Raw genomic sequence first — 19,348 nt, 5'->3', positions numbered from 1 at the left:
AAAAAGTCAAAAAAGTTTTGACAGCCCCCTGAAAACTAGAGGAAGAACCAATCATCTTTATGCAGGGCTCTACATGAAAATAAATTATTGGTAAGCTGTGGCGGCTGGCTTCTGACCCCCTCAGCATGCTGATATGTTGGCGCTGAGCTAGGCTCTCCCGGCGGGCCTAATCACCTAGCGAGCGGACCATCTGAATATGCTCGATCCCAGCTTCGAGGTAGGGGGAACCTACCTCTTTAAAGCCGGCTGGCCCGTAGTAACCATCTTTGAGGTAGGCCTGGGCGCTGATTACAACTCGTTCGGCCTCTGTATTCTCTTCTAGCCAGGTGAGGGCCTGAGCGAGGAGCTTTTTGCCCAGACCGGTGCCGCGGACGCGGGGGTGGACAGCAACCCGGCCAAGTGTCCAAGCAGTAGGGTCTGCGGGGTGGCTGCCATCGGAGTAGGTAGACAGGTCAAGCATACGCAGGTAGGCCAGTACTTCGCCTTCTTCTGTTGCCTGGTAGAGATGGAAGGCGTGACGGTCGGCGCGGTCGATCTCGTTTTCTTCGGTAATCTTTTGGCCGACCACAAAGACCAGCCCGCGGAGCAGGTAAATCTCGTTGAGCTCATCAAGAGTCAGCTCATAAAAGGGTTTCACGGTAAACATGCCCCTATTCTAAAACCCGTCCAGGGTGGGGCTATCACCGGTGGGTAACTGCGCCGGTAGCTTGTCTATTGAGTGGGGTCTGCCGGTGGGTGCTGATGGGCGGGGCTGGTCAGTGAGGGCGCCTTGGGGGTTTTAGCCCTATCAAGGGCAGAACCAGCCGAAAAAACTTCCGCCAGCTCGGGGGGCACCAGCTGCGGGAAGCTAGGGCAAGCAAATCTGACACCCACCACAGAAAAGCCCCGCCCCTCTCAGAGAGGGGCGGGGCTTTCTAACAGCCAGTGGAGGACTACTTGGTAGTGACCTTCAGCAGTTCGCTACCGGGCTGAACACTGCCGGTAGTTCCTTCAACCTCGGCAAAGCGGTTGGTGTTGGTGACCAGAATGGGAGTCACCAGTGAGTAACCGGCGTTCTGAATGACCTGAGGGTCAAAGGTCATCAGGATGTCGCCGGGAGCAACACGCTGACCCTTTTCGACCTTGACATCGAAGCCTTCACCGTTGAGGTTAACGGTGTCGATACCAAGGTGAATGAGGAGCTCAATGCCGTTATCCAGCTTGAGGCCAACAGCATGGCCAGAAGGCATGGTAACGGATACCTTACCTGCGGCAGGAGCTATGACGGTGTTACCGCTGGGGATAATAGCGGCACCCTTACCCAGCTTCTCTGCGGCGAAGATAGGATCCGGGGTCTCGGACAGAGCCACAGCCTGACCTTCCAGGGGAGAAGCCAGGGTCAGGACGGTACCAGCGGCAGGAGCCTGAGCCTCTGCTTGGTCGTTTGCTTGGTCGTTGGACCAGGGGGTAGCAGCTGAGGCGCCGGTTGCAGCACCAGCAACGGCAGCTGCACCTGCGCTAGCGCCGGCAGTAGCAGGAGCGGCGGCTGAAGCCCGCTGCTCAGCCTTTTCCTCAGCGGAGGTTTCGCCGGCCTTGGGCTTGGACTCGTAACCGAAGACCAGTACGCCTGCCATAGCACCAAAGAAGGCAATAGCCAGACCGATACCGTACAGGTGGGTGGGCTGCATAGCAGGCAGCGAGATCAGTGAGGTGAAAGCAAAAGCGTAGGACTTAACACCCAGCGCCGAGATGGTTGCGCCACCGATGATAGCGGGAACCAGGATGAGGGGGAAGACACGCTTGTAGCGCAGAACAACACCGTAGAGGGAAGGCTCAGAGATACCACCGAGCAGACCGGATACAGCGGCACCGGTCGCGGTCTGACGCAGTTCCCTATTGTGCTTGGCGCGGATAGCAACACCGGTAACCAGGCCGAAAACAGCGAAGTTGTAAGCACCCATGGGGGACTGGATGAAGTCGGTACCGGTGGTCTGCAGGTTATTAATCATGATGGCGTTCAGAGGCCAGTGCAGACCCAGGGGCACCATGAAGAGGTAGAGACCAGCAATCAGGCCACCAACCAACCAGGGAGCAACCTCGTTGACGTTACCGATGATATCGGAGATAGCAAGAGCGAACTTAATGCCGATGGGGCCAATCAGGAAGGCGGTCAGGGGGACCAGAACCATAACAGAAATCATGGGCACGAAGACCATGTGCAGCATGGTGGGGATAATCTTCTTGAGGAAGCGCTCTAGGGGTGCCAGCAGAGCTGCGGCGAAGAGCGGCGGGAAGATCTGGCCGGTGTAGTTCATAACGTAAAGGGGGAGATCCAGGCCCAGGAAGGGGACGTTGACAACGCCATCAACGGCGATGTTGTTAAAGCCCTGGAAGGTGCCGGTCATGAGGGCGGCGGGGATAGCTGCACCAACCCACATGTTAGCGCCCAGGCGCTTAGCGGCGGTGGCGCCAATCATGATGGGCATGAACTGCAGAACCGACAGCGAGGCTGCCATGAGGATGAACCAGAAGGGGAAGGTTGCGCGCCACTCGTCTAGCATAGCGGCGGCGGCATCGGGGTCAGCCAGGCGGGGACCGTTAACAATATCAATGTTAACCATCTTGCCGGTGAGGTCAGTGTACTGGCCGAAGTAGCCGAACTGCTGGAGGAAGACGATCAGGGTCAAGATCATGGAGGTGCCCAGCAGAGCCCACAGGATGGGGCGGAAGGAGTCTGAGAGCACATCGAAGACGCGGGTCAGAACGCCGGCCTTCTTCTGGTTGGGGTCAGCCTCGCCCTTGCCCTCGCCAACGGTGCCCATGCCGGGGAGCTTGAGCATCTCGTTGTAGACAGACTCGACCTTATCGCCGAGCACGACCTGGGTCTGGCCGGACTGCTCAATGATGGAAAGAACACCGGGGATGTTCTCAATCTTGGTGCGGTCAATAGCGCTATTGGACTTGGGAGTCACGCGCAAGCGGGTAGCGCAGTGGGTAAAGTGCGAGATGTTCTCGGGGCCGCCCAGGCCTTCAAGAATTTTCTCACCCATTTGTGAATTATTCACGAGTGAACCTTACTGGTATGTGTGCGGTTTGCCCTGGCCCCTTAAGACAAAAAGACCCGAGTTGCCTATCTATACGGTCTTCCCCCAGAGGGCAGACTCATGCACTTAAAACCAATCCGGTGCCTAGACCGGACCTCATCTAAGAGCTGATAGCAACTCAGGTCTTGCCTGCTGAACCAGTAACAATCCTGATGATTGACTAAAATTGCGGGGACGAACCCCGTTACCCCTTCACCCTACTATTCCTTGCGGTAAGACGCAAGCGCCCCTGTTAGGAGCCTTCTTTTGAGATGGCCTGGCTTGCTTCGATGACCTCACGGTGGTGAGTTTTGAGCCATCTGTTGTGCAGTTGCAGATTGACTTCGATGAGCAGGCACCCCATGATTGCAGCACCTAGCGTGACCAGCAGGTAAGAGCCAGAGGGAAGGGTGAACTGGTGGTACCAGAGAGAGGGCGGCAGAACCAGAACCAGGGCAAGGCCCAGGTACATGCCCGCAACAATGAGGAGCCTGACCCCGCGAAGTGGCCTGGTGACGGTGGTGATGTTGTAGACACCCATGAGGACCAGGGCAATAAAGGTCGCGGTCTGAACCTCCGAGGTTGCTATACCCGCATGACTGTGCCCGTAGCCAATCACCAAGACCAGCACAGCAGTGATGACCAGGGCGCTGGGGATAGCGTAGTGCAGGGCCCTACTCAAGAAACCGCTGACATAGCGGCGCTTATTGGGCAGCATGGTCAAGAAGAAGGCCGGGCCACCTACAATCAGTAGGTCAGCGGTGGAGTACTGGCGAGGCAGGAAGGGGAACTGCCAGCAGAGGATGCCCAAAATCAGGCCCAGGAAAATTGCAAAGGCCGTCTTGGTGAGGAAGAGGTTGGTCACCCGCTCGATGTTGGCGATAATCTTACGGCCTTCAGCAAGCACACTGGGGAGCCTATCAAAACGACCATCCAGCAGAACCAGACGGGAGACGGCCTTGGTTGCTGGTGCGGCGTTACCCATAGCAATGCCCAGATCAGCGTGTTTGAGGGCAAGAGCATCGTTAATACCGTCACCGGTCATAGCAACTACTCGACCCGCTTGGCGTAGACCCAGCACCATATTCTTCTTCTGCTCCGGGGAAACCCGGCCAAAGACACTGTGGGTCAGGGCAGCCTCAACCAGTTCGGGGCCTTGCTCAGGCAGGGTGGAGGCATCTACTGCGCCAGCTGAGGTATCCATGCCTGCGGCCTGGGCGGCGGCGGCCACCGTGCGGGGGTTATCACCGGAAAACACTTTCAGGTCGATACCCTGCTCCCGGAAGTAGGCTAGGGTAGCAGGTGCCTCGGAACGAACTTGTTCCCGGAAAATCACAAAGAACTGGGGGTCTAGACCCTGCGGAACCTGCTGGGCCACACGGCCCGAAGAATCACGGGTCAGGGCAGGAGCATGACCGAGAACCATCACCCGCAGACCGGAGGCCGCAAGCTCACCTGCTCGGAGCGCGGGCGCTGAACCGGGAGAGAGTAAGACCTCGGGGGCACCCAGAATCCAGGCGCCACTACTGGCGAACTCCACCCCGCTAAAGCGCAGAGCCGACGAAAACGGCAGGAGCGCCTGAGCCTCTTCAAGGCCCTGCCCCTTGGTCAGCTGCGCAAAGGGTTCTTTCAGGGCGGCGGCGGTAGGGTTGGCGTTATCATCGGCACCGAACCAGGCTAAAGCGCCCTGCCAGCCGGGACTTTTACCCACGTCGTGGCCTCCGGCAAGCCGGACCCCTTGTTGGCCCTCTGCACGGGCCAAGACTGTTCCATCGAGCAGACGGGCCGACTCAAAGCGCACCCCACCCTCGGTCAGAGTGCCGGTCTTATCGAAGCAAACCGTATCAACACGGGCTAGCACTTCAACCGCAGGCTGTTCCTGAATCAGCACCTCAGATTTGGCGAGCTTGACCGAAGCAACCGCAAAAGAGATGGTGGTCATCAGAGCCAGACCCTGAGGAATCATGGAAGCAACCGAGGAAACAGAGGTAATCAGGGCATCACGCCAGCTCCCGGTCTCCAATGCCACCTGCCAGCCACCGGCCGCCTGCATCTGCCCGTTGAGGACCACCGCAATAATCGGTACCAGAGCCCAGGTAATCCAGGTAACTACCCGCTCCATACCCGCGCGCAGTTCGGAATGAATGGTGGTGAACTGGCGGGCCTCAGCGGTAATTTTTGCGGCACGAGATTTAGCACCCACCGCAGAGAGCCTTACCCTGCCGGAGCCGCCAATAACAGAGGAAGCAGAAAGTACCTGATCACCGGGCTTCTTACCCACCGGGTCGTTCTCACCGGTCAGCAGAGACTCATCCACATCAAGGCCGTCACTGGTCAGGACCACAGCATCGGCGGGAACCTGGTCACCACGTTTGAGCAGAACAACATCGTCCAGCACCAGCTCATCGAGCGGAACCCGAACGAGCTTGCCATCACGCAGGGCGCTCACCGGGTCACGCCGTAAGAGAGCGATTTTATCGAGCTGGCGTTTAGCGGAGAATTCCTGCGTAAAGCCAATGACAACGTTGGCGATAGCTGCCAAGAGAAAGAGCGTATCGAGCCAGCTTCCCAGCATAATTACCGCAAGACCGCACAGCCCAAGAACCAGGTTAAACATGGTAAACAGATGGGATCGGACGATGGCCGCTGTCGTTCGAGAGGTCGCGGTGTTCTGGGTATTGACGAACCCTGCCTGCTGACGCTCAGCCACCTCTTGCTCACTCAGGCCCTGCAAGGCCAGGACGCTATCGGGCTGGGTGCTCACAGCGACACGGTGGCGGGTACTTGCGGCACCAGACATGCAAAGGGCTCCTCGGATAGGTGATGGGCGTCCTTTCTAGTTTAGTTCAGCAAGTGCCCGCAGGACTCAGCCCAGGGTATGAAGTCTTGATCTCTGCACACCTTCATTCTGTACTCGGCTCCAGCTAGGGCGGGGCCCAGCCATATACAAAAGAGAGTTGAATTTTGTTAGTGGTCGGCTCTGGCTAGGGTTGGGTCCAGCAAAACCCAGGCGGGTCCACAAGATTATGGACCAAGCAGAAAAACTGGTGCCCGGTCTCTGGAGCTAGCGGACGCCTGCACTCACCAGCCTTTGCCCTAGGGTGATGGACTGCTGCATGAGCTCACTCCACTGCGTCCTGACGACTTTCTAGCCCCAAGAACTCTTTTCAAGCCCCAAGAACTCAAAGCAGAATCTCCGCTGATCCAAGGAGGAAAAACAAACATCCGCCCCCTTGCTCCACAGAGGAGTCGGGGCGGATGCCTGATTCATCACAGCGGGAATCCCGAGGTGATGCTAAGAAGCGAAATAGCCGGGCAGCGTGCCTTCGTGGGCTTGACGTAGCTCATCGAGGTCAAGAGCTACCTGGCCCTGAATATCCAGGGTCTTGGAGACAGCATCCACGACACCGATACGGGCGAAGGGGTAGGAGCGGGCAGTGCACATGTCCTTGAAACGTACCTCTTCGGAGCGGGGTACCGAAACCAGTACACGGCCCAGGGACTCTGAGAAGAGCAGGGTGAAGATGTCCACGCCGTCACGCTCCGCCAGTTCACCCAGACCCACACGGGCACCGACGCCAAAGCGCAGGCAACCCTCTACCAGGGCGGCGGCCAGGCCACCGGAGGAAAGGTCGTGGGCGGCATCAATCATGCCGTCCCGGCTCATGTTCACCAGCATGTCACCGAGCAGGCGCTCAGCGGCCAGATCTACCTGGGGAGGCAGACCGCCCAGGTGCCCCTTGTACCGGGCCCACTCGGAGCCATCCAGCTCATCGCGGGTAGTGCCCAGCAGGTAGAGGGCCTGGCCGTCATGCTCAGCAGACCAACCGGAGGGGGTCCGGCGGCTGACATCGTCCATGACACCCATCATGGCTACCACGGGGGTGGGGTTAATGGCCTTACCACCGGTCTGGTTGTAGAGGGAGACGTTACCGCCGGTCACGGGAACCCCCAGTTCCATACAGCCGTCCGCCAGGCCGCGCACAGCCTCGGCGAACTGCCACATGATGTCCGGGTCCTCGGGAGAACCAAAGTTCAGGCAGTCAGAAACAGCTACGGGGCGCGCACCCACGGTAGCCACGTTGCGGTAGGCCTCAGCCAGGGAAGCCCGAGCACCGGTGTAGGGGTCCAGCTTGGTGAAGCGGGGGTTGGCGTCGGTTGCTAGGGCCACACCCAGGCCGGTCTCTTCGTCCACACGGATGATGCCACCGTCATCGGGCATAGCCAGGGCGGTATTGCCCTGAACATAGCGGTCGTACTGGTTGGTGATGTAGCTCTTGGAGCACATGTTCGGGGAGGCCATGAAGTTCTTGATAGCCTCACCCAGCGCTTGACCGGTGGGGCGTTCATCATCTGCTGCCGAACCGGTGAAATGGTCAGCTTGCAGGGCGTCCTGCCAGTCGGGGCGACCGTAGGGGCGCTCGTAGGTGGGGCCTTCGTGGGCAACCGTCTTGGGGTCAACGTCCACAATGATTTCGCCCTGCCACTCAATTGTGAGACGGCCAGAACCGGTGACCTCACCCAGAATGGAGTATTCCACATCCCACTTGTGCATAATCTCTTCAAAACGGGCCAGGTTCTTGGGGGTCACCACCGCCATCATGCGCTCCTGGGACTCCGACATGAGAATCTCGCCGGGGGTGAGGGTGGGGTCACGCAAGAGGACCTTGGTCAAATCAACGTGCATACCACCGTCCCCGTTGGAGGCTAGCTCGCTGGTGGCACAGGAGATGCCAGCAGCACCCAGGTCCTGAATGCCCTCAACCACCGATCCCTTGAAGAGCTCTAGGCAGCACTCAATGAGGACCTTCTCGGCAAAGGGGTCGCCCACCTGAACGGCGGGGCGCTTGGAGGGCTTGGTGTCATCAAAAGACTCAGAAGCTAGCACGGAGGCACCGCCAATACCGTCACCACCGGTGCGGGCACCAAAGAGGATGACCTTATTGCCAACACCGGAGGCATTCGCCAGGCGGATGTCTTCGTGGCGCATAATGCCTACAGCCAGGGCATTGACCAGCGGGTTTGCCTGGTAACACTCGTCAAATTCCACTTCGCCGCCAATATTAGGCAGGCCCAGGGAGTTGCCGTAGCCACCCACACCGGAGACTACGCCGGGTAGGACGCGGGCGGTGTCGGGGTGGTCAATTGCCCCAAAACGCAGGGGGTCCATGACCGCTACGGGGCGCGCCCCCATGGAGATAATGTCACGCACGATACCGCCCACACCGGTTGCCGCCCCCTGGTAGGGCTCAACGTAGGAGGGGTGGTTGTGGGACTCAATTTTGAAAGTGACAGCCCAGCCCTTGCCAATGTCGGTCACACCGGCGTTCTCGCCGATACCGACCAGCATGTCCTTCTTCATCTCTTCGGTCACCTTGGCGCCGAACTGCTTGAGGTGGACCTTAGAAGACTTGTAGGAACAGTGCTCAGACCACATGACCGAGTACATGGCTAGCTCGGCGGCGGTGGGGCGGCGGCCCAGAATCTTCTTGATGTCCTCGAACTCGTTTTCTTTCAAGCCCAGTTCGGCCCAGGGGAGTTCGGTGTCGGGGGTGGCGGCAGCGTGCTCGACGGTGTCGAGGTTAAACTTCTTGTCGTTCAATGGTGTGAATCCTTCGGTGGGGCCCGCTAGGCCTTGACCAGCTTCTTAAGAACAGAGGTGAAAACACCCAGGCCATCAGCACCCTGACGCAGGCCCACGGGGCCAAAACCAGAGGATGAGGGCCCAAAACCGGGTTCAACGGCGTGTTCGGGGTGAGGCATCAGGCCAACCACATTGCCTGCCTCATTACAGATACCTGCAATATCGTTGCGTGAGCCGTTGGGGTTATGGCCCACATAGCGGAAGACCACCCGGCCCTCAGCTTCAAGAGCGTCCAGGGTCTTGGTATCGGCTACATACTGGCCGTCCTGGTTCTTGAGAGGCACCACAATCTCCTGGCCCTGCTCAAAATCGCAGGTCCAGGCGGTCTGGCTGTTCTCGATGCGTAGAATCTGGTCACGGCAGATGAACTTACGGTGATCGTTCTTAATCATGGAGCCGGGGAGCAGGTGCGTCTCGGTCAGAATCTGGAAACCGTTGCAGATGCCCAGAACCGGCAGGGGGGAGGAGCCGGATGTACCCGCTGCGCTCGCCGCTTCAACGACCTGAGCCATCACCGGAGCCTTGGCGGCAATAGCCCCGGCGCGGAGGTAGTCACCGTATGAAAAACCGCCGGGAACAATGACTGCATCTACCTGGTGTAGGTTTGCGTCATTGTGCCACAGCGGTAGGGGGGTGCCACCGGCTAGACGTACGGCGCGGGCTGCGTCGCGGTCATCGAGGGTGCCGGGGAAGGTCACCACACCAACTCGGATACCCGCTAGAGCGGTATCGGGGCTGGCGGTGGAGAAATCGCCAACCAGGGGAACGTCGTGTGCTGCGAGAGATTCTGCCACCGTTTAGTCCTCCAGCGCCTGGACGTTGATGACGTCTTCGATGACCGGGTTAGACAGCAGTTCTTCTGCTGCCTGGCGGGCCTGGGCGAGGAGCTCATCGGTCAGGGGGCCATCAACGGTCAGCTCGAAACGCTTGCCCTGACGGACATCGGTGAAATTGGAGAGGCCGATGCGGGGAAGCTCATGGGCAATGGCCTTGCCCTGGGGGTCGAGGATCTCGGGCTTGAGCATAACGTCAACAACAATACGGGCCATGAAGGGGCACTCCTTGGGTGCTGGAATCTAATTAAAGCCAGCTCTCATTTTACACGGGGGTGGAGTGTCGCGGGGCACATTGGGGTACCTGTAGATGGGTTTCAGGAGCCGAAAAATAGCCCCTGGGTCTGGAGGTAGGATGTCTTAGGCTGTAGGGTATTGAGTGAACCTGTGTCTTGAGACACATGTTTATTTTTGAGAAAAACCAGGCACCTACCCTCAGGAGCTACCCTTGAGACGCACACTCGGTCGTTTTCTGACCATACCCACCCTTTCTGTCATGGCCCTGGCCGGCACACTCCCAGCCCAGGCGCTCCCCGCTCCCCTCCCAGGGCCCACCGGAGCCCCGGGCAGCTACACCGAGCAGAACCTAGCAGACACCCTCTTCGGGGATGCCTCAAATTACCGCATCCCAGCCCTAGCCGACCTCGGTGATGGCGTTGTCCTAGCTGCCTGGGACGGCCGCCCCAATAACGCGAGCGATGCACCTAACCCTAACTCTATTCTCATGCGCCGTTCCACCGACTACGGTGCTAGCTGGTCAGAGATCAGTTACATCGCCCAGGGACAGCTACCCACCGCCGGGACCAAAAAATACGGGTACTCAGATCCCTCATTTGTCGTGGACCGGGAAGCTGGCAAGGTCTTTGCTTTCTTCGTCTACTCCCAGGATCAGGGTTTCCACCACAGCGAGTACGGCAACGATATAGCCAATGACCGCAATGTCATTGGCGCTGTTGTCACGGAATCTAGCGACGGGGGTATCACCTGGAGTAAGCCCCGGGATATTACCCCCATTGCCAAGCCCGGAACCAGCAAGGCTAACCCCCTGCCCGGGGATGTCAAAAGCACCTTTGCTAGCTCGGGCGAGGGAATCCAGCTTAAATACGGCCCACACAAGGGCAGGCTCATACAGCAGTTTGCAGGTAAGGTCAAGCAAGCTGATGGTTCAGAGGCTATCCAGGCCTACTCTCTCTATTCAGATGACCACGGTCAAACCTGGCAGCGCGGTAACTTTGTGGGAACCGGTATGGATGAGAACAAAGTGGTCGAGCTTTCAGATGGCCGGGTCATGATGAACTCACGCGATAGCTCCAACTCCCACCTCCGTAAGGTGGCTATCAGCTCCGATGGCGGTCAGACCTGGGGGCCTGTAAGCCTAGATGCCGAGCTGCCTGACCCCACAAATAACGCCTCAATTATCCGCATGTATCCCAATGCCCCCCAGGGAAGCAAGGACGCCCAGAAGCTCATCTTCACTAACTCCTATAACGGGGCTAACAGCCAACGTAAGAACCTCACTGCCAGGGTTTCCTGCGATGACGGTCAAACCTGGCCGGGCATCCGCCAGTTCCAGCCAGGATCTGGTGCCTATTCCTCCGCCACCGCTCTCTCTAACGGCAACTACGGGGTTCTCTACGAGGCCAGCTACAAAACCGATATCCGCTACGGCACCTTTAACCAAGACTGGCTTAACGTGGTGTGTGCACCGCTAAGTGCTGAGCCTGTGACGGTGGAAGCGGGCCAGAGCGTGAACCTTCCGGTGACGATCACCAACCAGGAGGACAGGGCAATTAGTGGCAGGCTGACCTTAGCTGACACCGCTGATCTGACCGGTAACCAGAGTGACCAGATCACCCTTGCCCCCGGTGAAAGTCAGACCGTCACCTTAACTCTGACCGCCGCAGCTGCCGCCCGTTCAGGCTCCATTGACGCCGTCTTTACCGGTGAGGACGGCCGCCAATCCCGCTACAGTCTGGGGGTTAGCGTCAGCGGCAATAAGAGCCTGGGTGTGGAGATTTCTCAGGCCTCGGCTCAGACTCGGGATACCGTAGCAAACCCCTACTCTGTGGGAGAACAAGTGACCTATAACTTCTCGGTCACTAACACCTCACCGGAAACTGTTGACGTGGTACCGGTCGGGGGGAATCTGGATACCGGGTTCCTGCCACCGGCACCCCATGAAGCCAAACGGAAGAACTGCCGTTATTTGAAACTTGCGGCAGGTGCCGGTTACAGCTGTGGCACCGGTAAGCACACGGTTACTCAAGAAGACCTCGATCGCGGCTACTTTGTGCCAGAGTTAAAATTTAGTGTCAGGGCCACCGCAGATCCCAGTCGAAGCCAGGAAGTAACCCACACCGGTGCCCCGGTACGCCTGGGCAAAACAGAAGTAGTTCCCACCCTAGCTATTTCAGGCCAGATGACTTCACAGCCTCAGCAGTACTATGCCCAGGGCGATGTCATTGCCTACAGTTTCCAGGTCAAAAACGAATCCGCTCTTACTCTTACTGCCCTGCCCACATCCAGTAATTTTGAGCAAGGCTTCTCCCTCCCGGCCAAACCTAACTGCCGTTGGATCGGGCTCAAACCTGCAGGCACTTATACCTGCTCTACAGCGCGTCACACCCTTACCGCCCAGGACCTGGAGCGTGGCTACTTCCAGCCAGAGGCTACTTTCACCGCAGTCAGTTCTCTAGACGGTAGCGAGAAGACCTTTAGCTTTACCGGCGAGCGAATTGCCGTGCCTGCTGCCCCTGAGCCGGAGACCCCCGGTAACCAGGACCCTATCTTCCGTGATGTTAAGGCAGATAACATGTTCTACACCGAGATTCAGTGGGTTGCCCAGCACGGTATCGCTCGCGGCTGGCCTGATGGCACCTACCGCCCGCTAGCCGATATCGAACGCGCTGCTATGGCGGCCTATCTCTTCCGGCTGGCAGGCCCCCAGGATTACCAAGCCCCGGAAGTTTCACCTTTCAAGGATGTGCCCACGAGCCACCCCTTCTACCGTGAGATCGCCTGGATGTACCAAGCCGGTATCGCACGCGGTTGGGAGGACGGTACTTTCCGGCCCCAGCAAAGTGTCAACCGTGATGCAATGGCCGCCTTCTTCTACCGTCTATCGGGGGCTCAGGGCTACCAGGCACCGGCTACCTCGCCCTTTACCGATATCAGCACCGACGACATTTTCTACACAGAGATCTCTTGGCTAGCTGAACAGAAGATCAGCACAGGTTGGCCCGATGGCAGCTACCGCCCGGTCCAGCCCATTAAGCGTGATGCTATGGCCGCTTTTGTCTACCGCTTTGACCGGTCTCTTACAGACCAGAAGTAGTCGGACATTATGCGCTAGAGATAGCTCTTTGTAGGGCCTGCGACAAGTAGAAATAGGGTTCCTCACCCGGCCGGGTGAGGAACCCTACCTGCTTAAAAATCTATTAGAATTGACTATCATGCAGGCAGAAAACCGTCACCGAAGACTCACCCGAGGGGTGCTCTCTGCCTGCTTTGCCCTCTTCATGGGCCTGTGCTTTCACCTGGCAGGCGGTGGGCAGGTGCCGCCTACACCTACAAGGCTCCTGGTACCTTTAGCACTGGCTATCCTGGTCTGCACGCTCCTTGCTGGAACACGCAAGAGTCTGGTGCGTCTTACTGCCGGTGTGGCTCCAAGCCAATTTGCTTTCCACACCTTTTTATCTGCGGCTGAATATGCGCCCTACCATCCGGCTCATGTGATCCCCAGCCAAGCTATAGGACACGCAACCCATCATGGGGTTGCCCTGAGCCAGGCGGTTTCCGCAGAGGCACCGGCTCATATGCACATGGTTGCGCCGGGCTATCTGGGTATCTTCCCGGCAGAAACTCAGATGTTCCTGGCGCACGCGCTTGCCACGGTCATTACCGTAGCGGTCTTTTACCGCTATGAGCTGGTCCTAGAGAAACTTGGCACCTGCCTCACCTACCTGTGGGCAAGGCTCCTTAGCTCCCTGGGTCTGCTTGTGCCCTTGGGCTACCCTCGTACTTCTGCACTGTGCTCGGTGCACCAGCCAAAAGCACTCCCCGCTATTACGCTGACCCCTCACCTTCTGCGGGGGCCACCTCTATTCTCTTTCGCCTCACCCCTCTAAAAACACACATCAGGCGGTGCTGTATGCACCGCCTGTCAGAGAGCCTGCCCCTTTAACAGGCAGGCCAGACGAAAGAGATTTACTGTGAACACCACTTCTGCGGGCACCGCTGTGCCCTCAGCGGCTTCGCCGCGCCCATCTACCAGCACCTGGCTCTATGCCCTCTTGAGGAGAATTCACTTCTACGCGGGAATCCTGGTCGCCCCCTTTATCTTTATCGCGGCGGCCAGCGGTGCGCTCTACGCCCTTGCACCGCAAGCCGAAAAAATGATCTACAGCCATGTACTCACCGCCCCGGAAAGCACCACCCGGCTGAGCCTTGATGAGCAGGTGGCCGCCGCTAACGCCTACCAGGGTTCAGACAAACCTGTAGCTGTTCGCCCTGCGGTGGCTCCCGGTACCACTACCCGCATCATGTACGCCGATGAGAGCCTGCCAGAATCCACCTACCGAGCAGTTTTCATTGACCCCGCCAAGGGCCAGGTCCTGGGGGATTACCCGGTTTATGGCAGTAGCGGATCCCTGCCCTTCCGTACCTGGGTCAGTAATCTGCACAAGGACCTGCAGCTGGGGGAGCCCGGGCGAATCTATAGTGAGCTAGCCGCCTCCTGGCTCTGGGTTCTGGCTCTAGGTGGCCTGGTGCTCTGGGCCCAGCGCGCCCGGCGCATGAAAAACAAGCGCCAAGCGATCCTGCCGAGTTCAAAAGGCCGCGGATACCTGCGGACTCTTTCACGGCACAGCGCCCTGGGCTTCTGGCTTGTTCTGGCTATGCTTTTTCTTTCAGCAACCGGTCTGACCTGGTCAACCTATGCAGGTGAGAACGTCAGCCAGGTTCGTCAGGCCCTGAGCTGGACCACACCGAGTATTTCCAAGGAGCTGCAACCCGGTAGCTCAAGCGCAAGAGGTGGGGAGCACGCCGACCACAGCTCACAGACCGCTCAAACTCAGGCCGACTCAGGAGCAGCTGCCGCTGTTTCCTACGACAAAATCCTAAGTACAGCCCGGGGCGTCAATATCGACTCAGCCTCTGTGGAGATTCGTCCGGCCCCCGATGATCACACCGCCTGGGTGGTGCGCGAGCTGAAACGTTCCTACCCTACCCAAGCTGATTCAGTAGCCATTAATGGTGGCACATTGGAGGTAACTGACCGAACTGACTTTGAGGATTTCCCCCTGCCAGCCAAACTAACTAGCTGGGGCATTGCCTTACATATGGGCCTTTTTCTGGGGATCGCTAACCAGCTGGCGCTTTTTCTTGTGGCCTTGGCGCTCATGCTCATGTGCGCCTGGGGCTATATCATGTGGTGGCAGCGCCGCCCCAAGGGGGAGCGAGGCTTGGGGCCGGCACCGTCCCGTTCATCGCTACGGCAGGTCCCCCTATGGGCTTGGGGGCTCACTGCTGTCTTTACGGTAGCTCTTGGCCTCTTCATCCCCCTGCTGGGTCTGAGTCTGCTGGTCTTCTTGCTCCTAGATGCACTTTTGGCTGTGCTAGCTGGGAAAAGGGGAGCTGAGAAGGCAGGTTAGGGGCTGAGCTGAGAAGGGGCTGACGCCCCGAGAAGCTGGTTAAACCCAGGGGCCTTACCCGCCACCTCTGGTGGGTAAGGCCCCCTGATAGGTACTGAAGAATCGGGGCTAAGCCACCTTTTCTGCTGAGCAGGCCAACTCAGTGAAGTAGGGGTCTATCTTCGCCAGTAGCTTGTGACGCAGTACCTGTGAGCGCTGAGCAAAGTCTTTCTGTAACTTGACGTAGCTGGCCTTACCCCTGGGGGTCTCAATAGCGATAGGCTCATAGCCCCATTCACGCAGGTCATAGGGTGAAGCCTTCATATCAACTTCCCTAATATCCCGGGCGAGCTCAAAACAATCCATGAGGAAGTTTGAGTCCACCAAGGGCAGGAGCTTATAGGCCCACTTGTAGATGTCCATATTGGCGTGAAGGCATGACGGCTGTTCCAGATTCCGCTGAGCCTCACGGGTGGGCTGGAGCTCGTTGAGCTCAGTGGCCTGAGGCATGAAGAAGCGGAAAGCATCAAAGTGCGAGCACTTAATCTTGTGGCTTTCTACGACCTGGTCTGTACCTTGCGCCCCTAAACGCAGATTCAGGTAGTCATGGCGGATATCGTTTTCCACTGACTTATAGGCCATAGCCCATTCGTGGAGGCCGAAGCAGCTGAATTCGCCGGGCTTTTCGGCGGTGTTGGAGATAATGGTGCGCGTGAAATCAAGAGCTGACCTACGTTCTTGGGCGAAGAGCTGGTGGTCAACCGTAACTGCCGTCCCCGAATCAGCATGCCTGCGGGCTTCCATGAGAGGCATGCCGGCCCGCATCAACTCTGAGGCTGTGACTGGCCGGTAGTACTTCCACCTCAAACGCTCTGGGGCATCGAGAAGGATAGCGCCTGCCCCAGGGTGCCAGCGCATAAACTGACCGGGTTTGAGGGTGTAGTAGGTGAAGAGGAAATCTTCAACCGGGTGGACGTGACCGCGTTCTCGGCGGTCGGTAAAAGGAAGAGCGTAGGTGCCTGCGCGCTCCTCATGAGCGGCGGCTTGGGCGCGCCACTCACGCGAACTGAGAATTTGTAAAGGCATGCCACCAGTTTAGGTGACAAATTTGGACTTACAACCTCTCTTTTGTGTTTTTGGGATGCGTTTGGGGTAGTGGGCGCGTGTTTTTGACTGAGAGATGCTGTGCTATTGAGTGGATCCGGAGAGACATTACCCGCCAGTAACTAGGGTAAACGTTTTATAAGGAATGTGTTGCCCTTTCCTGTGTGCAACTTCTGGCAGAAGATTTTTGAGCCCTAAATAATTTGAAAAAATTTTCTGCCTGAGAAGGTCTTTTGTAACAAAGTAAACCGGCTTCTCTCTTTGTTTGAAGTCTATCTACTCATGAGTAATATAGATACATTTCCCCTTGTCAGAGGCGATAATGGTTGTTTATATGGGATTATTGGATAAAGATTTTGTAGATATGTTTAAAATTTGTTGAAAAAACAAACGGTTTGTTGCAAATAGGGCCTTAAGTGCCTTCTAACAAGGTCGGATACTCGGCCGGACCCATCCGTAACAAAAGCTAGCGCAGCCTTGCTCTTGGAAGAGCCCCGGCTTGACCAGCGGGGACACTGCTCAGGCCGGGGCTCCAAGACAAGGGGCCGCAAGAAATTAGCGGCCGGTGCCACCGTAGACGGTAGCTTCACCTTCAGCATCCAAACCAAAGGCGCTGTGCACAGCACTCACAGCCTCATCCAGCTTCTCCAGCTCGGTGATAACCGAGATACGAATCTCGGAGGTAGAAATCATCTGGACGTTAACCCCGGCCTTGCTCAGGGCCTCAAAGAACTTGAAAGAGACACCCGAGTTAGCCTTCATGCCGGCACCCACCAAGGAGAGCTTGCCAACGGCCTCATCGTACTCCACCGCCTCAAAGCCCAGCTCAGCCTTGCGGGCCTCCAGCAGTTCAAGAGCCTGGCGGCCCTGCGCCTGATCCAGGGTAAAGGTAATGTCAGTGACGTTTGGGCGGTCAGTGGGCACATTCTGAACAATCATGTCCAGGTTAATCTGCTCTTCGTTCAAGAAACCAAAGAGCTGGGCCGCTGAACCGGGAACATCCGGCACACCCACTACGGTGATCTTAGCCTGCGAACGGTCGTGGGCAACGCCGGAAATGAGGGGCTGTTCCAAAGGAATCTCCTTAGTAGTGTGTTCAAAGCCGTCCGGGGCATCGGGAATGACGATAGTACCTTCAAGATCAGAGAAGGACGAACGGACGTGAAGTTTCAGGTTAAAGCGGCGGGCGTACTCGACCGAGCGCAGGTGCAAAATCTTGGCACCGTTAGCGGCAAGTTCTAGCATCTCTTCGCTGGTGACGGTATCGAGCTTATGGGCTGTGGGGACGATTCGGGGGTCGGCGGTAAAGACACCGTCCACATCGGAGTAGATTTCGCAGACATCGGCCTTGAGCGCTGCTGCTAGTGCTACGGCGGTAGTGTCCGAACCGCCACGGCCCAGGGTTGTGATGTCGCGGCTGTCGCGGTTCATACCCTGGAAGCCCGCAACAATGGCGATATTGCCCAGGTCAATAGACTCCTGGATCCGCTGGGGGTTAACCTCAACCAGGCGGGCGGCACCATGAACGCCGTCGGTAATCATGCCAGCCTGGGAGCCGGTAAAGGACTGCGCCTTAGCACCCAGATCATTAATAGCCATTGCCAGCACCGCCATAGAGATACGCTCACCGGCGGTCAGGAGCATATCCATCTCGCGGGAGGGGCCGGCACCGGGGGAAACTTCGGCGGCAAGGTCGAGGAGCTCATCGGTGGTATCACCCATCGCGGAAACAACTACAACAACGTCATTGCCTGCCTTGTGTGTATCCACAATCCGGTGGGCAACACGTTTGACGCCTTGGGCATCAGCGACAGAGGATCCACCGAATTTTTGGACAATCAGACTCATTTGAATTATCTCCAGTACAGGTGCGTGATGTGATAGGGGTTTTTGATCCAGCTAGAACAATCTTACGTGCCCACAGCACCCAGGGTGAAACTCCTACCCATCGTGAAGCCGTATGACATAAAGCCCGTAATGATTCGCTTAGACCCAGGGGTTAACGTAGGTTTTACCGGGAATCGGAGGAACCTTGGGCGCTACTGTACGTAGGGGAGTTTTCTTGAGCTCTTCGAGCTTGGATTGGTAGGCCTCCTGGCGTTCTTCAGTCAGGCCCTCATCAGGCTGGCCGGCTTCAGCCTCAAAGGCAGCTGCTGCTAGACGTTCGGCTCGCTCTTCTGGCGAGAGGTCACCGGGGATAGCCGCAACCTCCTGGCTGAGCAGAACCTCGTTCAAATCCCCCTGCTGGGCTTGGACCGGTGCTTCTGCGCCGGGCTGAGCGGGCGCATGGGCTGGCTCCTGAGCCTGCTCCGGTGCGCTGGTCTTCTCTGCATCAAGGTCTTCAAACATTGATCCCGACCAGCGGGCACGGGGAGCCTTAGTTTGCGGGGTAGCTTGTGCCTGCTGGGCTTCAGCCTCAAGAGCGGCCTGGAAGTCCTCGGCAGGGTTGGCGGTCTCAGCCCGGTTGCCCTCACTGATAATGCGGCGCCCCTCCAAAGCACGACCCAGAGTAATCTCATCGGCGTACTCAAGGTCGCCACCCACCGGCAGGCCGGAGGCCAACCGCGAAACCCTAATGCCGATAGGCACCAGCAGGCGGGATAGGTAGGTCGCCGTGGCCTCACCCTCAAGATTGGGGTCCATAGCCAGAATCAGCTCGCTAATACGCTCATCGGAAAGGCGGGCCACCAGCTCACGGATTCGCAACTGCTCAGGGCCAATACCGGCCATAGGGTTAATAGAACCGCCCAGCACATGGTAGCGGCCGGTAAAGGAGCGGGTGCGTTCCACCGCGACCACGTCCTTGGACTCCTCTACAACGCAGAGGATCGCGGGGTCACGCTGCTCGTCCCGGCAGATAGCGCACAGCTTGGTTTCCGAGACGTTCCCGCAGATTTGACAGAAGCTCACGGTCTTCTTAACTCGGGCGATAGCATCGGTCAGTTTAGCCATCTCACTGGCATCGGAGTTCAAGATGTAGAAGGCAATGCGCTGGGCCGATTTAGGGCCCACTCCGGGTAGCCGGCCAAGCTCATCAATTAGGTTCTGGACGGCACTTTCGTACACAAAAACTCC

At 57.9% G+C, this 19,348-nt stretch carries 12 protein-coding genes; 3 read left to right on the top strand and 9 right to left on the bottom strand.

Annotated features, from left to right (window positions below; genetic code table 11):
- Positions 1-166: 166 nt before the first annotated feature.
- The 6 genes from ACN085_RS07455 to purS form a co-directional block, all read right to left on the bottom strand.
- Positions 167-646, bottom strand: a complete 480-nt coding sequence (locus ACN085_RS07455; RefSeq protein ID WP_419100369.1) for a GNAT family N-acetyltransferase — start codon at positions 644-646, stop codon at positions 167-169.
- A gap of 286 nt (positions 647-932) precedes the next feature.
- A complete protein-coding gene (locus ACN085_RS07450; RefSeq protein ID WP_419111090.1) occupies positions 933-3,044 on the bottom strand; it encodes a glucose PTS transporter subunit IIA in 2,112 nt (703 codons plus the stop codon).
- 271 nt (positions 3,045-3,315) lie between these two features.
- On the bottom strand, positions 3,316-5,862 hold the full coding sequence (locus ACN085_RS07445) for an HAD-IC family P-type ATPase (RefSeq protein ID WP_419111089.1): 2,547 nt from the start codon (positions 5,860-5,862) through the stop codon (positions 3,316-3,318).
- A 495-nt stretch (positions 5,863-6,357) separates the two neighbouring features.
- Complete coding sequence (purL, locus tag ACN085_RS07440; RefSeq protein WP_419111088.1) at positions 6,358-8,664, bottom strand: phosphoribosylformylglycinamidine synthase subunit PurL; 2,307 nt, start codon at positions 8,662-8,664, stop codon at positions 6,358-6,360.
- 26 nt (positions 8,665-8,690) lie between these two features.
- Positions 8,691-9,500 (bottom strand): phosphoribosylformylglycinamidine synthase subunit PurQ, encoded by an 810-nt coding sequence (gene purQ, locus ACN085_RS07435; protein ID WP_419100373.1) that lies wholly within the window; start codon positions 9,498-9,500, stop codon positions 8,691-8,693.
- Positions 9,501-9,503: 3 nt separating this feature from the next.
- On the bottom strand, positions 9,504-9,755 hold the full coding sequence (gene purS, locus ACN085_RS07430; protein ID WP_419100374.1) for a phosphoribosylformylglycinamidine synthase subunit PurS: 252 nt from the start codon (positions 9,753-9,755) through the stop codon (positions 9,504-9,506).
- A gap of 232 nt (positions 9,756-9,987) precedes the next feature.
- Here purS and ACN085_RS07425 point away from each other — a divergent pair, with 232 nt between their 5' ends.
- The 3 genes from ACN085_RS07425 (at position 9,988) to ACN085_RS07415 (ending at position 15,190) form a co-directional block, all read left to right on the top strand.
- Positions 9,988-12,873 (top strand): S-layer homology domain-containing protein, encoded by a 2,886-nt coding sequence (locus ACN085_RS07425; protein ID WP_419100375.1) that lies wholly within the window; start codon positions 9,988-9,990, stop codon positions 12,871-12,873.
- 118 nt (positions 12,874-12,991) lie between these two features.
- Positions 12,992-13,666: a hypothetical protein gene (locus ACN085_RS07420; RefSeq protein WP_419111087.1), complete on the top strand. Its 675-nt coding sequence runs from the start codon at positions 12,992-12,994 to the stop codon at positions 13,664-13,666.
- An 84-nt stretch (positions 13,667-13,750) separates the two neighbouring features.
- Complete coding sequence (locus ACN085_RS07415) at positions 13,751-15,190, top strand: PepSY-associated TM helix domain-containing protein (protein ID WP_419111086.1); 1,440 nt, start codon at positions 13,751-13,753, stop codon at positions 15,188-15,190.
- Positions 15,191-15,298: 108 nt separating this feature from the next.
- On the opposite strand, the gene ACN085_RS07410 is transcribed toward ACN085_RS07415, so the two are convergent.
- From ACN085_RS07410 to recR, 3 genes are all read right to left on the bottom strand, one after another.
- Complete coding sequence (locus tag ACN085_RS07410; RefSeq protein ID WP_419111085.1) at positions 15,299-16,255, bottom strand: 3-methyladenine DNA glycosylase; 957 nt, start codon at positions 16,253-16,255, stop codon at positions 15,299-15,301.
- A gap of 573 nt (positions 16,256-16,828) precedes the next feature.
- Positions 16,829-18,121 (bottom strand): aspartate kinase, encoded by a 1,293-nt coding sequence (locus ACN085_RS07405; RefSeq protein ID WP_419111084.1) that lies wholly within the window; start codon positions 18,119-18,121, stop codon positions 16,829-16,831.
- Between the two features lie 138 nt (positions 18,122-18,259).
- Positions 18,260-19,339, bottom strand: coding sequence for a recombination mediator RecR (recR, locus tag ACN085_RS07400; protein ID WP_419105218.1), 1,080 nt, complete (start codon positions 19,337-19,339; stop codon positions 18,260-18,262).
- Positions 19,340-19,348: the final 9 nt, after the last annotated feature.

This window comes from Rothia sp. P4278 (assembly GCF_048512945.1).
Classification (GTDB): domain Bacteria; phylum Actinomycetota; class Actinomycetes; order Actinomycetales; family Micrococcaceae; genus Rothia.
Note: the sequence above shows the minus strand (reverse complement) of the source record. Positions and strands in the feature narration are given on the sequence as shown.

Excerpts from the sequence above, each read along its gene's own strand:
- ACN085_RS07455 (WP_419100369.1), bottom strand. The coding sequence starts at position 646 with ATGTTTACCGTGAAACCCTTTTATGAGCTGACTCTTGATGAGCTCAAC.
- ACN085_RS07445 (WP_419111089.1), bottom strand. The coding sequence starts at position 5,862 with ATGTCTGGTGCCGCAAGTACCCGCCACCGTGTCGCTGTGAGCACCCAG.
- purS (WP_419100374.1), bottom strand. The coding sequence starts at position 9,755 with ATGGCCCGTATTGTTGTTGACGTTATGCTCAAGCCCGAGATCCTCGAC.
- ACN085_RS07420 (WP_419111087.1), top strand. The coding sequence starts at position 12,992 with ATGCAGGCAGAAAACCGTCACCGAAGACTCACCCGAGGGGTGCTCTCT.
- ACN085_RS07410 (WP_419111085.1), bottom strand. The coding sequence starts at position 16,255 with ATGCCTTTACAAATTCTCAGTTCGCGTGAGTGGCGCGCCCAAGCCGCC.
- ACN085_RS07405 (WP_419111084.1), bottom strand. The coding sequence starts at position 18,121 with ATGAGTCTGATTGTCCAAAAATTCGGTGGATCCTCTGTCGCTGATGCC.